Origin of the sequence: Hippea jasoniae (assembly GCF_000744435.1) — a bacterium.
GTDB lineage: Bacteria > Campylobacterota_A > Desulfurellia > Desulfurellales > Hippeaceae > Hippea > Hippea jasoniae.
In genome coordinates, this window is the sequence record NZ_JQLX01000003.1 from 1 (window position 1) to 16,707 (window position 16,707).

Annotated in this window: 13 protein-coding genes, 4 tRNA genes, 2 rRNA genes and 1 pseudogene; 18 read left to right on the plus strand and 2 right to left on the minus strand. The window is 37.1% G+C overall.

Annotation, left to right across the window (positions count from 1 at the left end; translation table 11 throughout):
• From EK17_RS00480 to EK17_RS00490, 3 genes are all read left to right on the plus strand, one after another.
• Positions 1-817: ribosomal RNA gene (locus EK17_RS00480) — 23S ribosomal RNA — on the plus strand; the annotation flags it as partial.
• A 41-nt stretch (positions 818-858) separates the two neighbouring features.
• A 5S ribosomal RNA gene (rrf, locus tag EK17_RS00485) occupies positions 859-973 on the plus strand.
• A 14-nt stretch (positions 974-987) separates the two neighbouring features.
• A complete protein-coding gene (locus EK17_RS00490) occupies positions 988-1,479 on the plus strand; it encodes a tRNA (cytidine(34)-2'-O)-methyltransferase (protein WP_051904321.1) in 492 nt (163 codons plus the stop codon).
• Here the strand turns inward: EK17_RS00490 and queA are convergent.
• Positions 1,469-2,497 carry a tRNA preQ1(34) S-adenosylmethionine ribosyltransferase-isomerase QueA gene (gene queA / locus EK17_RS00495; RefSeq protein ID WP_035586520.1) on the minus strand — a complete coding sequence of 343 codons (1,029 nt, stop codon included), beginning with the start codon at positions 2,495-2,497 and terminating at the stop codon, positions 1,469-1,471. The two genes, EK17_RS00490 and queA, sit on opposite strands and share 11 nt — an antisense overlap.
• Before the next feature lie 190 nt (positions 2,498-2,687).
• Between queA and rpoD the strand changes: the two genes are divergently transcribed.
• The 3 genes from rpoD to ruvB are packed head-to-tail and all read left to right on the plus strand — an operon-like array spanning position 2,688 to position 5,826.
• Positions 2,688-4,160: an RNA polymerase sigma factor RpoD gene (gene rpoD / locus EK17_RS09560; RefSeq protein ID WP_035586523.1), complete on the plus strand. Its 1,473-nt coding sequence runs from the start codon at positions 2,688-2,690 to the stop codon at positions 4,158-4,160.
• Complete coding sequence (locus EK17_RS00505) at positions 4,157-4,864, plus strand: pseudouridine synthase (RefSeq protein WP_035586525.1); 708 nt, start codon at positions 4,157-4,159, stop codon at positions 4,862-4,864. Before rpoD ends, EK17_RS00505 begins: the two co-directional genes overlap by 4 nt.
• Positions 4,861-5,826, plus strand: a complete 966-nt coding sequence (gene ruvB, locus EK17_RS00510) for a Holliday junction branch migration DNA helicase RuvB (RefSeq protein ID WP_035586528.1) — start codon at positions 4,861-4,863, stop codon at positions 5,824-5,826. Before EK17_RS00505 ends, ruvB begins: the two co-directional genes overlap by 4 nt.
• Here ruvB and EK17_RS00515 read toward each other — a convergent pair.
• On the minus strand, positions 5,815-6,474 hold the full coding sequence (locus EK17_RS00515; protein ID WP_035586531.1) for a GntR family transcriptional regulator: 660 nt from the start codon (positions 6,472-6,474) through the stop codon (positions 5,815-5,817). The two genes, ruvB and EK17_RS00515, sit on opposite strands and share 12 nt — an antisense overlap.
• Before the next feature lie 73 nt (positions 6,475-6,547).
• Here EK17_RS00515 and EK17_RS00520 point away from each other — a divergent pair, with 73 nt between their 5' ends.
• From EK17_RS00520 to EK17_RS00575, 12 genes and pseudogenes are all read left to right on the plus strand, one after another.
• Positions 6,548-7,429 carry a DMT family transporter gene (locus EK17_RS00520; protein WP_035586533.1) on the plus strand — a complete coding sequence of 294 codons (882 nt, stop codon included), beginning with the start codon at positions 6,548-6,550 and terminating at the stop codon, positions 7,427-7,429.
• Entirely contained in the window at positions 7,419-8,297 is an 879-nt protein-coding gene (locus EK17_RS00525) for a DMT family transporter (protein ID WP_035586534.1), read from the plus strand. Before EK17_RS00520 ends, EK17_RS00525 begins: the two co-directional genes overlap by 11 nt.
• Positions 8,294-9,172, plus strand: a complete 879-nt coding sequence (locus EK17_RS00530; RefSeq protein ID WP_035586536.1) for a DMT family transporter — start codon at positions 8,294-8,296, stop codon at positions 9,170-9,172. The genes EK17_RS00525 and EK17_RS00530 overlap by 4 nt, the downstream gene beginning before the upstream one ends.
• Positions 9,173-9,225: 53 nt before the next feature.
• Positions 9,226-9,474: a DUF1844 domain-containing protein gene (locus EK17_RS00535; protein ID WP_051904322.1), complete on the plus strand. Its 249-nt coding sequence runs from the start codon at positions 9,226-9,228 to the stop codon at positions 9,472-9,474.
• Positions 9,475-9,539: 65 nt separating this feature from the next.
• Positions 9,540-11,912, plus strand: coding sequence for an HD domain-containing phosphohydrolase (locus EK17_RS08850; RefSeq protein WP_084675032.1), 2,373 nt, complete (start codon positions 9,540-9,542; stop codon positions 11,910-11,912).
• Positions 11,913-11,972: 60 nt separating this feature from the next.
• Positions 11,973-13,886: a PA14 domain-containing protein gene (locus EK17_RS08855; RefSeq protein ID WP_051904324.1), complete on the plus strand. Its 1,914-nt coding sequence runs from the start codon at positions 11,973-11,975 to the stop codon at positions 13,884-13,886.
• Complete coding sequence (locus tag EK17_RS00550; protein ID WP_035586542.1) at positions 13,870-15,639, plus strand: oxygen-binding di-iron domain-containing protein; 1,770 nt, start codon at positions 13,870-13,872, stop codon at positions 15,637-15,639. Before EK17_RS08855 ends, EK17_RS00550 begins: the two co-directional genes overlap by 17 nt.
• A 64-nt stretch (positions 15,640-15,703) precedes the next feature.
• Positions 15,704-15,779 (plus strand) — tRNA-Thr (locus EK17_RS00555).
• A 2-nt stretch (positions 15,780-15,781) separates the two neighbouring features.
• A tRNA-Tyr gene (locus EK17_RS00560) sits at positions 15,782-15,867 on the plus strand.
• Between the two features lie 17 nt (positions 15,868-15,884).
• Positions 15,885-15,961, plus strand: a tRNA-Gly gene (locus tag EK17_RS00565).
• Between the two features lie 14 nt (positions 15,962-15,975).
• Positions 15,976-16,051, plus strand: a tRNA-Thr gene (locus EK17_RS00570).
• Between the two features lie 22 nt (positions 16,052-16,073).
• Positions 16,074-16,707 (plus strand): annotated as a pseudogene (locus tag EK17_RS00575) (GTP-binding protein); the annotation flags it as partial.

Consider the following 16,707-nt stretch of genomic DNA (forward strand, 5'->3'; position numbering starts at 1 on the left):
AAACCCGGCCTTAGTGATCCGGTGGTTCCAAGTGGAAGGGCCATCGCTCAACGGATAAAAGGTACTCCGGGGATAACAGGCTGATACCGCCCAAGAGTTCACATCGACGGCGGTGTTTGGCACCTCGATGTCGGCTCATCACATCCTGGGGCTGGAGCAGGTCCCAAGGGTTCGGCTGTTCGCCGATTAAAGTGGTACGCGAGCTGGGTTCAGAACGTCGTGAGACAGTTCGGTCCTTATCTGCCGTGGGCGTAGGAGACTTGAGGGGAGCTGTCCCTAGTACGAGAGGACCGGGACGGACGCACCTCTGGTGTAGCGGTTGTGGCACCAGCCGCAGGCGCCGCGTAGCTATGTGCGGAAGGGATAACCGCTGAAAGCATCTAAGCGGGAAGCCCACCCCAAGATTAGGTCTCCCATCCGGCACCCACTTTAGATTTCTAAGGGGAGAAAAATATGTATTATGTTTACCTTCTAAAGAGTACAGATGGTAAACGTTACATAGGTTTTACATCTGATCTTAGAAGAAGGTTAAAAGAACATAACACCAACAGTGGTAATTACACCAGAGGCAGGAAATGGAAGCTTGTCTACTATGAGGCATATCTTTCAAAGAAAGATGCTCTGAGGAGAGAAAAAGCTCTTAAAGATGGAAGAGCAAGATATCAATTGTTCAATAGAATTGAAGACTCCCTGAAGGAGGTCTAAAGTGGGTGCCGGACTAAAGGTCCCTCGGAGACTACGAGGTTGATAGGCGCGAGGTGGAAGCCCAGCAATGGGTGGAGCTGACGCGTACTAATAGACCGTGAGGCTTAGGCTCATATCCATGTTCTTTAATGGTTAGGTGCTAAGTTTTTCCCCTCTGGTGAGGATAGCATGCAGGGAAACACCCGTTCCCATTCCGAACACGGCAGTTAAGCCTGCATGCGCCGATGGTACTGCGGGAGAGCCCGTGGGAGAGTAGGTATTGCCAGGGGGGTATTTTTCTCTATGAAAAGACAATTCCTGCTGGATAATTTATCCTGTAATTTTAATATAGTTCTTATAAACCCTGATATTCCACCCAATACTGGTAATATAGCCCGTTTGTGTGTTGCTACAGGTTCAACACTCCATCTTGTAAAACCACTGGGTTTTAGTTTATCTGATAAAAAGTTAAAAAGAGCCGGTCTGGATTACTGGCCTTTTTTAAATTTAAAGGTTTATGAAAATATAGATGATTTTTTTGGTAAAAATCCAACCAATCGGATGTTTTTTGCCTCTACAAAAGCTTCCCAATCCTATTTTGAGGTTTCATTTAAAGATGGAGATTATATAGTTTTTGGCAGCGAAACAAAAGGCTTGGATGAACAACTAATTGGAAGGAATTTTAAAAATGCGATAAATATTCCCATGAAATCAACTGTGCGTTCGCTTAATCTTGCAGATTCAGTGGCGATTGTGCTTTATGAGGCTATAAGGCAGGTATGTTTTAAAAGATAAACATAGCATCGCCGAAGCTAAAAAACCTGTATTGTTCATCGATGGCTTTTTTGTAGCAGTCTAAGATTTTTTCCCTTTCATAAAAGGCGCTTACCAGCATAAGAAGCGTTGATTTTGGTAGATGAAAATTAGTTATTAATCCGTCTATTATTTTGAATTTGTAGCCGGGGTAGATAAAAATATCTGTGGATGTTTTTATCGGTTTTACCTCTCTTTTGTTGTTTGAGGCTGCCTCTAAAGCTCTAACAACGGTTGTACCCACAGCAATAACCCTGCCATTTCTTGCATAGTGATTTATAATTTCGGCGCTTTCTTTTGATATTTCAAACTCCTCCGAATGCATTTTATGCTTTTCGATTTCTTTTTCTTTAACCGGCATAAATGTGCCTATGCCTACATGAAGCGTGATATATGTTATTTTTATGCCTTTGTTTTTTAGTGTTTCTATAAGATTTTGGGTAAAGTGTAGTCCTGCTGTAGGGCTTGCTACAGCTCCTTCTTTTTTAGCAAAAACCGTTTGGTAGTATTCAAAATCTTTTTCTTTATTGTAGTTGTTGTAATCCCTTTTTATGTAGGGTGGCAGAGGAACTTCACCAACAGATTCTAAAAGCTCAAAAGTGTCGTTTGTATTTTCAAACTCCACCACTCTTTCCATTTTTCCTGGGATTTTTGCGATTTTTACCCTGCTGCCATTTTTTAGAGTAGCGATTGTGGTGTTTTTGAATTTACCTTTTGTCAGGCAGTAGAATCTGTTTTTTGTTATGGGTTTTAAAAGAAAGATTTCTATCTTTCCGCCACTTGGTTTTTTTGCAAGTAATCTTGCAGGAATAACCTTTGTGTTGTTTAAAACAAGCAGATCGTTTTCATCAAGATAATCAATCAGGTCTTTAAAGATTCTATGCTCTATTCTACCTGTTTTTTTATTGCAGACCATTAATCTGCACTCATCCCTTGGTATATGTGGCTGCTGTGCTATAAGTTGTACGGGTAGGTCGTAATCGAATAGCTCTATATCCATGACAGACGATTATATAAATTTTACCCTTGAAAACAAGCACGACTTTCTTATAATCTAATCTGTCTTTAGGCACTTGACAAAAGGGAGTTTTTACTCAAATTTATAAGTAAATGGTGGCTTATCTTTGTGGAAAATCACTCAATAGGCATTCCCCATAGATAGATAAACCTTATAAAGGAAGGTGGTGACTATGAATAAGGATGCTGGAGAGGGTGTGTTGAAAAAGATTTTAGATGAGGGGAAGAAAAAGGGTTATGTTACCTATGATGAGATTAACGATATACTGCCGGAGGGTATAAGTATCGATGAGATTGATGATATAATAAAGCAGTGCGATGATATGGATATCGACATAATCGATACAGATAAGATTGGTTCTAAAACAGAAGCCACGGTTGGTTTTGAGCTGGAAGAGGATGAAGAGGTTGGCAGTGCTATTAGAATGTATCTAAGGGAAATGGGCAATATTCCTTTACTAAGCAGGGAGGAGGAGATAGAGATTGCCAAAGAAATTGAGTTTCACAAGAATAATCTGATTAAAAAATTAATCGATTTGCCTCTTATAGATGATGCGTTGCTTAAACTAAAGGAGGAAATTATTGAAGGCAGGGAAAAGGTAAAAAATATTTCCAATGCGTTAGACTTGAGTTATGATTTTGATGATAGCGATGAGGATCATTCATCAAAAGAGACTTTCTTAAGAATAATAGATGATATTGTGGAAGATTACAGGAGAATGAGAAACACAGATAATATGTCTGAAGTGGATGATATTAAAACTAATATATTTGAAAAGTTCAAAGAAATTGCCTTAAGTGATAAATACATTCAAAAAATAACATCCGATTTTATAGAAAGGGTTAAAAAAGATAAAACCATTGAGGATAGAGAAAAACTTCTTGATCTGTTGAGTGATATAGAGAAGGAAAGACGTGAAGTTGAAGAAGTTAAGCAACGAATGATTAAGGCAAACCTAAGGCTCGTTGTTTCTATAGCAAAGAAGCATCTCAACAGAGGATTATCTTTTCTTGATTTAATTCAGGAAGGCAATATTGGACTTATGAAGTCTGTTGATAAATTTGACTACAGGAAGGGTTTTAAATTTTCAACATACGCAACATGGTGGATAAGGCAGTCTATTTCAAGGGCTATTGCCGATCAGGCACGAACGATCAGAATTCCTGTGCATATGATTGAGACGATTAACAAGATTGTAAGGGCTTCAAAGCTTTTAATTCAGGAGTATGGCAGGGAGCCTACAGCAAGGGAGCTTGCTGAATATTTGGAAATGGATGAAGATAAGATAAAGGGGATTATAAAAATAGCAAAAGAGCCTATATCGCTTGAAACGCCAATTGGTGATGATAACGATACCCACCTTGAGGATTTTATTGAGGATAAAAAATCAAAATCCCCGCTTGATTATGTGATTGAAGAGGATTTAAAAGAAAAAATTCAAGAAGTGCTGTCAACTTTAACTGAAAGGGAAAAAAAGGTGTTGATTATGAGATTTGGTATTGGCGATGGCGTTGACCATACGCTTGAGGAAGTTGGTAGGGTGCTTGGTGTAACACGAGAAAGGGTAAGACAGATTGAGGCAAAAGCGTTAAGAAAACTCAGGCATCCAAAACGCAGCAGACAGCTTGCGAGTTTTATAGAATGAGAATAAATAGATATATTGCAAATAGTCTGAATATTTCAAGAAGAAAGGCCGATGAATATATTAAAGCTGGCAGGGTAAGCTTAAATGGTGTTAAAGTTGAAGGGTTTATTGATGTAAAAGATGGTGATGTAGTAGAAGTTGATGGTAAAAGATTGGAGTTTGAGAAATCGAAGGTTTATTATGCATTTTACAAGCCACCCTTTGTTATAAGCTCAACCGCTGATGAACAGGGCAGAAAAACGGTATGCGATTATTTCGATAAAGATAAAAAGTTGATCTGTGTGGGCAGACTTGATTACTTATCTGAAGGATTGTTGCTTGTTACAAATGATGGAGAATTTGCCAATCTTGTGATGCATCCTTCATTTAAGATACGCAAGACTTATCTTGTAAAAACAAATCAGCCTTTGAGGGCAAAACTGCTTAAAAAGATGTCTGAAGGGGTGTTGCTTGAGGATGGTTTTTTTAAGCCTCTCGTTTTAAAGAAAAGTGCAAATCCAAACTGGATTATAATAGCCATAGATACAGGCAGAAACAGGATTATAAGAAGATTTTTTAAGGCGTTTGATGTTAAAATCGATAAATTAAAGAGAATTGCCATTGGCAATATCGAATTGAAAGACCTCAAAGAGGGTAGCTATAGAGAACTCTCAAAAGAGGAGATAGAGCAACTCAAAAGGATTGCTTGCAAGAAAGCCGTATGAAGGAAGAGGAGTTTTCTTACAATCTCAGACCGCAACGGTTGCATGAATATATAGGTCAAAGCAACATAGTAAAAAACCTATCTGTGGCGATTAAGGCTGCAAAAAAGAGGGGTGAGGCACTTGAGCATTGCCTTCTGTATGGCCCACCCGGTCTTGGTAAAACCACGCTTGCAAACATCATAGCAAAGGAGATGAATGCAAACATTATAACAAGCTCAGGTCCTGCCATTGAAAAGGTTGGCGATATTGCAGCTATTTTAACCAATCTCAATGAAAGGGATGTGTTGTTTATCGATGAGATCCACAGACTCAATAGAGCTGTTGAGGAAACACTGTATTCTGCCCTTGAGGACTTTACACTGGATATTATAGTGGGTCAGGGGCCGGGTGCCCGCACAATCAGGCTGGATTTGGCTCGTTTTACGCTTATCGGCGCAACTACAAGGATTGGTTTGTTGACATCGCCCTTGAGGGATAGATTTGGTTTGATTTTGAGGCTTGATTTCTACTCAATTGAGGATTTAACAGAAATTGTTAAACGCTCAGCTAAAATTCTGGATGTTTTGATAGATGATGATGCAGCTTTAGCTATTGCAAAAAGCTCTCGAGGTACACCAAGGATCGCAAATAAGCTTTTGAGAAGGGTAAGGGATTATATGCAGATAAACAATAAAAATAAAATAGACCTCGATGTTGTTAATAAAACATTATCGCTGCTTGAAATCACCCGTGAAGGTCTTGATTATCTGGATAAAAAGTATCTGCATGCATTAATAGAGAAATTCAACGGAGGACCTGTGGGTATTGATACGCTTGCTGCAAGTCTTGGTGAGGATAAAGGCACATTGGAGGATGTTGTAGAGCCCTACCTTCTTCAGGTGGGCTATATTAAACGAACCCCAAAAGGGCGAGTTGCAACGCCGCTTGCGCTTAAGCAGGCCAAATTTAAACTACTTATCTGAAAAGTAATATCGCATAATATACGGTTTTTGAACCTCAAAAGACCAGTGAACATCCTTTATAAATAAGCCTGCCTTTTCAAACTCCCTGTCATTTAATAGTTCTATGAGTTTATCGTGCTCTTTTAAGGAGTTGTATTCCCAGTCTGGCACATATTCCTTTTTTCGTGGGAAATCATAAAGCCTCTGTTTGAGTATTGTTAAAAGCCTGAGTGCTTCTTTATTCGTTGATAGATCAAGGTATGTATCGTGAAACATCAGGTTAAAAGTATAGTATCTATCAAAGTTGTTGCTATCTAAGGCTTCCTTCATCAATTTGTTGTAGCTTGACATGTTTGCTATGTGGGTTTGTGTTATTAAAGATTGTACATCCATAATAATGCCGCATTCAATCCAGCCAATCATCTGGTAGATGTTTTTGATGTTTTCTAAAGTAAGCGGCTTTACCCTTACGCCCTTGCGCGGCAGGATCTCGACAAAACCCTCACTCTCAAGCATAATGAGGGCATCCCTTAGCGGGGTTTTGCTGATGTTTAGACTCTTTGATATCTCTGTTAAGTCAATTATGCCGCCTTTTTTTAGGTCTCCTGAGTTGATTTTTTCTTTTAAGTATTCGTAAACCTGCTCTCTTAAAGGTTTCGTAACAATCATCTCTTTTTCCTTGTAAAAAAATCTGTTATTTAGTATATCAGAGTTTAGTTGTTTAAGTCAAAGGTATTTAAAAATGGCAAAAAATATTTCAAAGGGTGTTGTTTACTCGTTTCTGTCAGCTGCAAGTTTTGCAACGCTGGCCATATTTGTCAAGGTTGGTTATAACACAGGATTATCAACAGTTGGTATGCTGTTTTTGAGGTTTGGTTTTGCTGTGGTTTTGATGGGAAGTTATATAGCTTTTTTTAAGGGTTTTAAGATTAGCAAAAATCTTTTATTTAAAGCTTTTATTACAGGTGGCCTGTTGTATCCAGCTCAGTCTTACTGTTTTTTTAGTGGCATAGGATACACCTCACCCAATGTTGCAGAGTTAATTTTGTATCTGTATCCAGCTGTTGTGGCTTTGCTTAGTTTTCTTTTCTTTAAAGAGGCTTTAACGCCTTTTAAATTGTTCTATATTGCCGTGATTCTTATAGGTTTTGGTTTTATATTTCACGATGCCTTTTATAGCAAGTTGAGGTTTTTGGGTGTATTGTTTTCAACTGCTGCAATGGTTATATATAGTTTTTATCTGATTGTGGTTGAAAAATTTGTCTCAGATGAAGACCCCGTTTTGTTTAGTTTTTTTACAATATTTTTTGCTTTTATTGTTTATGCTCTAATCGGTTTTAACAAATTAGATTTATCTTTTAATTTTTATCAGTTGATAGTTGGTTTCCTGCTTGGGCTTGTGCCAACATTTCTGGCCATTATGTTTCTGTTTAAGTCAATCGAGGTAATAGGTAGTTCTTTAACAAGTGTATTCTCATCTGTTGAGCCTGTTGTGACAATTATCTTAAGCAGTGTTTTTTTGCATATGTGGCTGAATACAGCCCAGATAATCGGTGGTATATTGATTCTTTTGGGTGTATTCATGGCTAATTTCTATCATTTAAGAGAGGAAGATGGTGGTTAAGTTATCTAAAGAACTTATAGCTGATCTATTTTTGTTGTCTGTTACGATTTTCTGGGGAAGCACTTTTATAATTGTAAAAAAATCTATAGAGATGATGCCCACATTTGCTTTTTTAACTATAAGATTTTTTATTGCTACAGTTTTGCTTGTGATAATGTTTTTTCCAAAACTCAAGCAGTTAAATAAAGAGATTTTGAGGGATGGTGTGATTCTTGGGGTCGTCTTGTTTTCAGCATACGCCTTTCAAACTGTAGCACTTGAATATGCAAAAGCCAGTGTGGTGGGCTTTTTAACCGGTTTAAATGTTATTTTTACCCCTATTTTTTCGGCTGTATTTTTAAAAAAGATGCCACGCATTTACTCCCAGATCGGTGCAGTTTTAGCGTTTATCGGTGTTTTTTTGATGTCTGCAGGCGATAGTTTGACTTTTTCAATTGGTGAGATTTTGACGATTATATGCGCTATTTTTGTGGCGTTTCAAATTATATTAACAGATAAATATTCTCGCAGGCACGATACCTATCTTTTGACGGTTATTGAGATTGCCACATTGACGGTATGTTCCTGGATTGTTTCGCTATTAACAGAACCCTATGTATTGCCTGAACATTTTTCTAATTATTTAATTTTCTCATTTATCATAACGGCTGTTTTTGCAACTGTTTATGCCTTTGTAGTGCAAAATACAGCTCAAAAATACACAACACCCACAAAAACGGCTATTATTTTTATAATGGAGCCTGTATTTGCTGGAATTTTTGGTTATCTATTAGGTGGTGAGGTGCTTTCATTGAAGGGATATATTGGTGCCTTGATTATGTTTGCAGGATTATTTATCAGTGAAATAGGACCGGCTTTAAAAAGATGATAAAGGTTTATTTTGTTGTTCTTATTGGCATACTTTCTGTATCGTTTGCAAGTGTTGTAATTAAGCTAACATACGATGTGCCAGCAGTCATAATGAGCACCTACAGGCTTGTGATTTCTACTGTGATTTTGGGTAGCTGGTCTTTTGTAAAAGGTATAGACATAAAGCCATCGTCTAAAAAAGAGCTGTTTCTTGCTATGTTGAGCGGATTTTTTTTAAGCCTTCATTTCATTTCATGGATAGCATCGATAAAGTTTACATCAATCCCCAGTTCTGTGGTGCTTGTATCCACAAGTCCCATATTTGTAAGCCTGCTATCTTATCTCATTTTTAAAGAAAAGCAGGATATTTTTACTATTATTGCTGTGTTTATATCTATTTTAGGTAGTGGTTTGATTGCTTTTTCAGATAGCGGCGGATTTGGTGTGGCGTTTGACAAAAAAGCATTTTTTGGCGATCTGCTTGCCTTATTTGGGGCTTTTGCTGTTAGTGTTTATTTTATGGTTGGAGCGGGATTGAGAAAATCGATAGATACATTTCAATACATTTCTCTTGTGTATGGTTTTTCTGCTGTTTTTACCATTATATTTGCCGTTTTAAGCGGTGAGCAGTTTTTTGGATATAGAAAAATCTCATACTTTTATATGTTTTTGCTTGCTGTTGTACCGCAGCTTCTTGGTCATACCTCTTTTAACTGGGCTCTTAAGTATTTGAAGGCAAACGCCGTTGCCATTTCAACACTTGGTGAGCCTGTTGGCGCTTCGATTCTGGCTTATATATTTTTTGGTCAGATGATAAAGCCGCTTCAGGCTATAGGTATGGTGTTGGTGTTTGTGAGTATTGCTGTTGCAATAAGCCGCAGTAGCAACTCTTGACAGCTTTCTTAAAAATTACATAATTGTATAACTTTTTTCAAAAGGGGTGGTTTATGAAGGAGCCTGAGTTTGCAGATATCGTTATATCACTTGCTCAGAGTGCGTATGTGTATCTGGGTGTTGTTGAGGATCCATTCTCAAAACAAACTATTATAGATCTCAAACAGGCAAGATACGCCATAGACTTAATTGAAGTATTAAAAGATAAAACAAAAGGCAACTTGAATGAAGAAGAACAGCGCCTGCTTGATGAGATTCTGTATGATTTGAGGGTTAAATACTTAGAGAAGACCTCAAAGTGAGTTTTAAATATTGAAATCATTAGTAATATATTGAAAAAATATTATTTTTTACTAATATTTTGGTGATGAGTAAAAAAAGACTCATTTCTATGCCGCTTGTTATGATCGGCATACCCACGGTGGTGGGAATTATATTTATGCTTTTGATAGCTTTGGCGTGGTATTTTTCAGCCAGGCATTCTTATTTAAGCGATGTGGATAAACTCAAGAGTATTTATGTAGAAAACGCTAAGGTTTATGTAAAATCTACAATTGATAGCCTTGTTAAACAGATCGATTTAGATGTAAAACTAACACTAAAAAATATAAAAAACAGGGATTTTGTCTACCTTGAAAGTGTTGTAAGAAAACTTAAGAAAGCCCGTAGTATAAATGAAATGAAAAATATTCTTCAAACTGCCACATTCTCATCGCAGCTTGATTTTTATCTATTTGATGGAAAAGGTGTATGTCTTTACAATCCGTTTAATAGCAAAATAGAAGGAATCTCTTTGCTTTTTTTAAAAGATAAAAACAATCAATATCCCATAAGGCAGATTATTAGTAATGCAAAACATCAGCAGGAAGGTGTATTAAAACAACTGTGGCCTTATAACTGGCATTTTATTGATGACTGGGGCAGGGTTGGATTTAGCTATTATTTTGCAATGGATAACGGATTGATTGTTGTTGCACGCAGAGATATTGCACCCATATTTTATAGATTGAAAAGAAAATGGATAAAACAGTTGAGTGTTTTTAGATTTGGTATGTTTGGACATGGCTATATATTTGTTGCAAAGTTAAATTACAACAACCCAGACTGCTTTTTAGAAGAGATTGTTAATCCAAACAGACCATCGATGGTGGGAAAATGCCTGGATATAAACAAAAAAGATATAAAAGGCTTTGCATATAGAAAGAAATATGTTGAAGATATAACGAAAAAAGATTTCTCGTTTGTTGAGTATTATTTTAAGTTGCCTAAAACAGATAAAATAAAAAAGAAACTCAGCTATTTAAGGCTTTACAGACGTTGGGGATGGATTGTTGGAACTGGTATATATTTTACCGATTTGGATGAACTTGTCAGTCAGAAAGAAAAAGAGTTGCATAATCAGTTTAGGCTAATTGAGTTAACAATTGCTCTTTCTATTTTATCAAGCCTTGCTTTAGTTGCCGGTTTTGCTATATTTTTAAATAAATTTCTTTACAAAAAGATAAAAGGCATATTTTCTAATTTTGAACAATCGTTATCTAAAGAAAAGATGATTGATTTAGAAAAAATTAAGATAGAACAGATTTATTATGTTGCCTCAAGGCTCAACGATGTAATAAGAAAATTTAAAGAGCATGAGAATGAGTTGCTTGAAGTGTTTGTTAATATTTTAGAAGCGCGTGATATTTATACAAAAGGTCATTCACAGCGGGTAGCGTTTTATGCAAAAAGAATAGCTCAAGCCCTGGGGATTGATAAAGATAGGCAATTGATGATTTATAAAGCTGGTCTTTTGCATGATATAGGTAAAATCGGTATTCCAGATAATATTTTACTCAAACCGGGTAGATTAACATCGAGTGAGTATGAAATTATTAAATACCACCCCGTTCTGTCTTATGAGATCCTAAAAAGGATTAAAAGGTTTGAAAAGCTTGCTGATTTTGTCAGACATCACCATGAAAAATGCGATGGTAGCGGCTATCCGGATGGTTTAAAATGCGAAGAGATTTGCCTTGAAGCGCGCATACTTGTAATAGCTGATATTTTTGATGCTTTAACCACAACAAGACCATACAGAAAAGCATTTTCTCCTCAAAAGGCTATAGAGATTCTTGAAGACGAGACTGTTGACAAAAAGATTCTTTATAGGGTTAAGGATGTGCTTATTGAGGCGTTTGATGAGGCTGAAGCTGATGAGGTGGAGATTATGTCTGAAAAGGTGGATGCCTTAAGGAGTGAAATCTCCAGGATTGATTATATGACCGGCGTATTGTTTATTACGGCTCTTGTTGAGAAAATTAGAAAACTCATTGAGAGAAAGAGAAAATTTATTGCATTTGGAGTGAATATAAAAAACACTTCGCTAATAAATTACAAATTTTCAGCCGAGACTGGTAATGAGGTTATAACAAAAACATCTGCTGTGCTGCAATCTATTGCTAAACAGAAAAACGGCTTTGTGGGCAGGGTTTATGCGGATAAGTTTATAGTCGTGTTTGAGTTGAATGGTGATGCGAATGTTGAGGATATTAAAAGATTGTTTAGCGCAGAAGAGATTAAAAAGTCTATAAAGAAGGAATTTTTGATAGAGTCGGATTGCAAGATAAAAAATTCAAGAGGTGAGTGTATCTCAGATTACATAGATTTAGAAATTGTCAGTGTTGTTTCAGATACTATTGAAACAGCCGAAAAGCTCATCTACCTTATAGATCGTAAACTAAAAACCTCAAAAGCATAAACTTAGACTTGTAAAATCTTAAGTAATTTTTTATATTAAAAGAAAAAAAGGAGGCAAAAAATGAGAAGGATTGTTATTTTACTAGTAGCGGTTATTTTTTTGACATTTGGTGGAGTTAGCTATGGTTCGGGGCTTGATGATCTATTTAAACAGGCAGAAAAGATAGAAAAGCAGATACATAAAGCAAAAGAGATTTTAAACCTGAAGAACGATAAAGAGAAGCAAGAAAATATGGATAAAAATAGTAATGAAGAAAATGAAGAGGATATGCAGGAGAATAACGATGAGGGAATAGATGAAGGAAGCGATGAGAATATGGATGAAGATAGTAACGAAAACATGGATGAAGATTACAATGAAGATACCAATGATGAGAATTTTGAAGAGAACAATCAGGAATATAACGATGAAAATATAGAAGATGGCAATGAAAATATGGAAGAAAACGATGACTCATACCAACAAGATGAAACGCTTCAAACAGGTGAATTTAAAGGGGAGGTTATAATACCCAGTTCTAATCATACATGGTATTTTAAAATGGCGTGGTTTAATGCTGCAGCCTGCAGCAGAATTTACTATTCAGTTAATGGAGGTGAGCAAAGATTTCTCGTTAAATACGCTGAAATAAAACCGCCTGCAAGTGCAGCTATACCTATTAAAGGTTTAAATGAGGGTGATAGTGTTGTGTTTTATATAAAAACCCACTACTACAGATGGTATAAAATGATACCTTCAACAGATATGAAACACTTTAAGGTTAAAAGGATTTCAAATTACAAATATTACTATAGATTTGAGGATGCTGCAAGTTATGATTCTGCTTATAACGATGGGGCATTCTATTTTTATATGGATGGATACGGACCAAAAACAAGACATGTAAGGATTTTATCCTACGACCTATGCAGAGACGCAAATGGCTACAAAATATCAGGAAAGCTAAAAGTTTTTGATAGAGGCAGTGTTAAATCTAAAATCACAATAAGAGATAACCGCTGGAGGGTTGCCGATGTTATCAATCTCGATTTTTACAACAGAAAAAGCGGTGATATGCACACCTTTTCTTTCAATCTACCCTATAGTGATTACACAAAACCCAATTATACTTCCATCTGGCAGGTTTCTTTTAAGGGTGAAAGTGATGCACGTATCAGGATGTTAAAAAGCTGTTCTGATAAATGTTTAAATGAAAGTGGCAATGTATTTGGTGATTATACTAAGAATCCATTCTTTTTTGTTGGCAAAGTTTATCGTTTGAATAAAGGCATATCAAGACTACCCGATTTCTCAAAATTTAAGGCAGTTGATGTGGTTTATACGCCAACGCTGAATATAACTCCGCGTGATTTTAAGACTGGATTTGGTGGAGTGAGAAATATGTTTGAGTGGTTTGGTGTGGATTATAAAGGCTATTTTTATGTTAGAAGAGGCGGGGTTTATAGATTTTCTCTATTAAGTGATGATGGAGCAAAACTATTAATAGACGACCGTTTGATTATAGATAATGATGGTGTGCATCCACCAAGGCGTAAGTATGGCTCTGTTTATGTTTCCAGAGGGCTGCACACGATAGAGGTAAAATATTTCCAGGGGCCGAGGTATCAGGTTGCGCTTGTTTTATCGATTAAGGAAAATGGAAAATATGTACCTTTTGATATAAGAAAATATTCACCTGTTGAGTTTGAATTAAACGGATGTCAAAAAAGCTTTACTATTGACAATAGTTTGATATTTTCACCTAATGATTATCAGATTTTGCCTGATGGTGTTAAATTACTAAATTCGATAGTTTCTTATCTAAAAGATATACGCTATCAGTCGGTGGAGATTGTTGAGAGTGGTGATCTTGCTAACAAGAGAAGCAGGGTTATAAAGAGCTATTTAGAGGGATTTGATGTTAAAGATGTGGTTTCTGGAATAGGCGAAGATACAGAACATTTAAAGGTGATTGTAGATGAGTGTAAAAATTGATTATAAAAATCCTGTTGAAATTGGCGATGATGTTTTCTGGGTCGGGAGCTATATTCCCGATGATCAATTTCAATGCCATGTTTATCTTATAAGAAATAAAGATGAATCGATTTTAATAGACCCCGGCTCTTTAATAACATTTGACCAGACTAAAAGAAAAATCGAGCAGCTTATAAAACTTGAGGATATAAAATATTTTATCTGCCACCATCAGGATCCAGATATCGTGGCATCTTTGAGTGAGTTTTTTAAGGTTATTGAGCCGCACAATCGCTATGTTGTTACACACTGGCGAGCATGGGCTTTGTTGAAACATTACAACTGGCATGTTAACCTTTATGAAATTGAGGAAAACAACTGGCAGCTTTTAGCTGGCGATAGATTGCTGAAGTTTATATTTACACCGTATATGCACTTTGCAGGTGCTTTTTGTAGTCTCGATGTTAAAACGAAAATTCTATTTTCAAGCGATATCTTTGGCGCGTTTACCAACGGATTTGAGTTGTTTGCAAAAGACAGCGATGATTATTTTACCAAGCTTAGGGCATTTCATGAGCACTATATGCCTGCAAGGGAGATCGTAAACTCAGGGCTTGATAACATAGAAAAGCATAAACCGTTTGAGCTTATAGCACCCCAGCACGGCTCAATTATAAAAAAGGAACTTATAGATAGCATTATTGAAAAACTCAGGGGTTTATCGTGTGGTTTATTTAGAAGATTCAGCACCACAAAAGATGTTGAAAAGCTGATGCTTATAAACGATGCACTGGATAGAATTATAAAGGTTATTGCCTACAATGAGGATTTTTTCGATATACTTGAGTTGTTTAGAAGTATGCTTAAAGATTATTACCATATAGAGACGGTAAAGATTGCAGTAAAATGCCCAAATAGAGATAGTGTTGTTTCTCTGGATCTGGATAAAAAGCGCGTTGCAAGCATTATGTCAACACCTGAGGAGATTAATAGTTTTTTAGAATCGTTAAAAACAATAAAAGAGCGAGAAGTGCTGGATAAAGACTCCTTTGTCCATAAAATATTCGGCCTATCAGCATCAAAGCCTGTATATCAGTTTAAGATTTTTGATAAGAGTCAAAACTGTTTAGGTGTTTGCGGTGTTGTTTTTGACTCACCGATAGAGAAGATTAGGCAGGACTTTGATATTTTAAAACAGTTTGAAATGCCCATATCCATGCTTGTTTTAAGGGAGACAAAGAGGCTGGAGATTGAAGAGATCAATAAAGACCTTTATGCGGCAAGCATAACTGATGAGCTTACAGGACTTTACAATAAGCGGTATTTCAACATTTTTATGCGACATGAATTCAAGAGATGTTTGAGATTTAATATTCCTTTGAGTCTGGTATTTTTTGACATAGATAACTTTAAATCGATAAATGATAGATATGGTCATGTTGCAGGCGATGTTGTTTTAAACAGGGTTGCTGGTATAATTAAGGCATCTATTCGCTCTGTTGATTTGGCTGTGAGGTTTGGTGGGGAGGAGTTTGTTGTTGTTCTTTTGAACACACCAAAGAAAGATGGTGCAAAGATAGCAGAAAGGATAAGAGAAAAGATTGAACAGGAAATATTTAGCGTAGATGATACCAATATCAAATGCACAATCAGCGGAGGAGTGGCAGATATTAAGGAGATTGAGGAAGATAATTATATAAGACTTGTTGATCTGGCAGATTCGAGGTTGTATAAGGCGAAAAATAGCGGTAAAAATAGAATTGTAGAAAATTAGGATAAAAAAAATCATTTTAGGGTTGACAAATCAAAAAAACCATATATAATCCCTTTTTGCTTGGGCTGGCGTAGCTCAATCGGTAGAGCAGCTGACTTGTAATCAGCAGGTTGGGGGTTCAAGTCCCTTCGCCAGCTCCAGTGGAGAGGTTCCCGAGCGGTCAAAGGGAGCAGACTGTAAATCTGCCGGCTTATGCCTTCGGAGGTTCGAATCCTCCCCTCTCCACCATCTAAAAGCTTTATCGAGCGGGAATAGCTCAGTTGGCTAGAGCATCAGCCTTCCAAGCTGAGGGTCGCGGGTTCGAGTCCCGTTTCCCGCTCCATTTTTATTTTAGACGCCCATGTAGCTCAGCCGGTAGAGCACTTCCTTGGTAAGGAAGAGGTCGGCGGTTCGAGCCCGCTCGTGGGCTCCATAAGTTTTTAAAGGAGGCTCTTATGGCAAAGGAAAAATATGTCCGCTCAAAACCACATGTTAATATCGGTACAATCGGCCATGTTGACCACGGAAAAACAACCCTAACAGCAGCCATCACAAAGGTATTGGCTCAGAAGGGAAAAGCAGAGTTCAAAGACTACAACGAAATCGATAACGCACCAGAGGAAAGGGAAAGAGGTGTTACAATCAACACCGCTCATGTTGAGTATGAAACAGACAAACGCCACTATGCACATGTTGACTGCCCAGGGCATGCTGACTACATCAAGAACATGATCACCGGTGCAGCCCAGATGGATGGTGCAATACTTGTTGTATCTGCAGCAGATGGTCCAATGCCACAGACAAGAGAGCACATCCTTCTTGCAAGACAGGTTAATGTTCCCTAAATCGTTGTTTTCCTAAACAAGGTTGATATGGTTGATGATGAAGAGCTTGTTGACCTTGTAGAGATGGAGGTAAGGGAACTACTATCAAAATATGGTTTCCCTGGCGATGATGTACCTGTAATCAGGGGTTCTGCCCTGAAGGCTCTTGAAACACCAGAGGGTGAGTCCAACGAATGGACAAAGGCAATAGAGGAATTAATGGATGCAGTTGATGAATATATCCCAACACCTCAAAGAGAGGCAG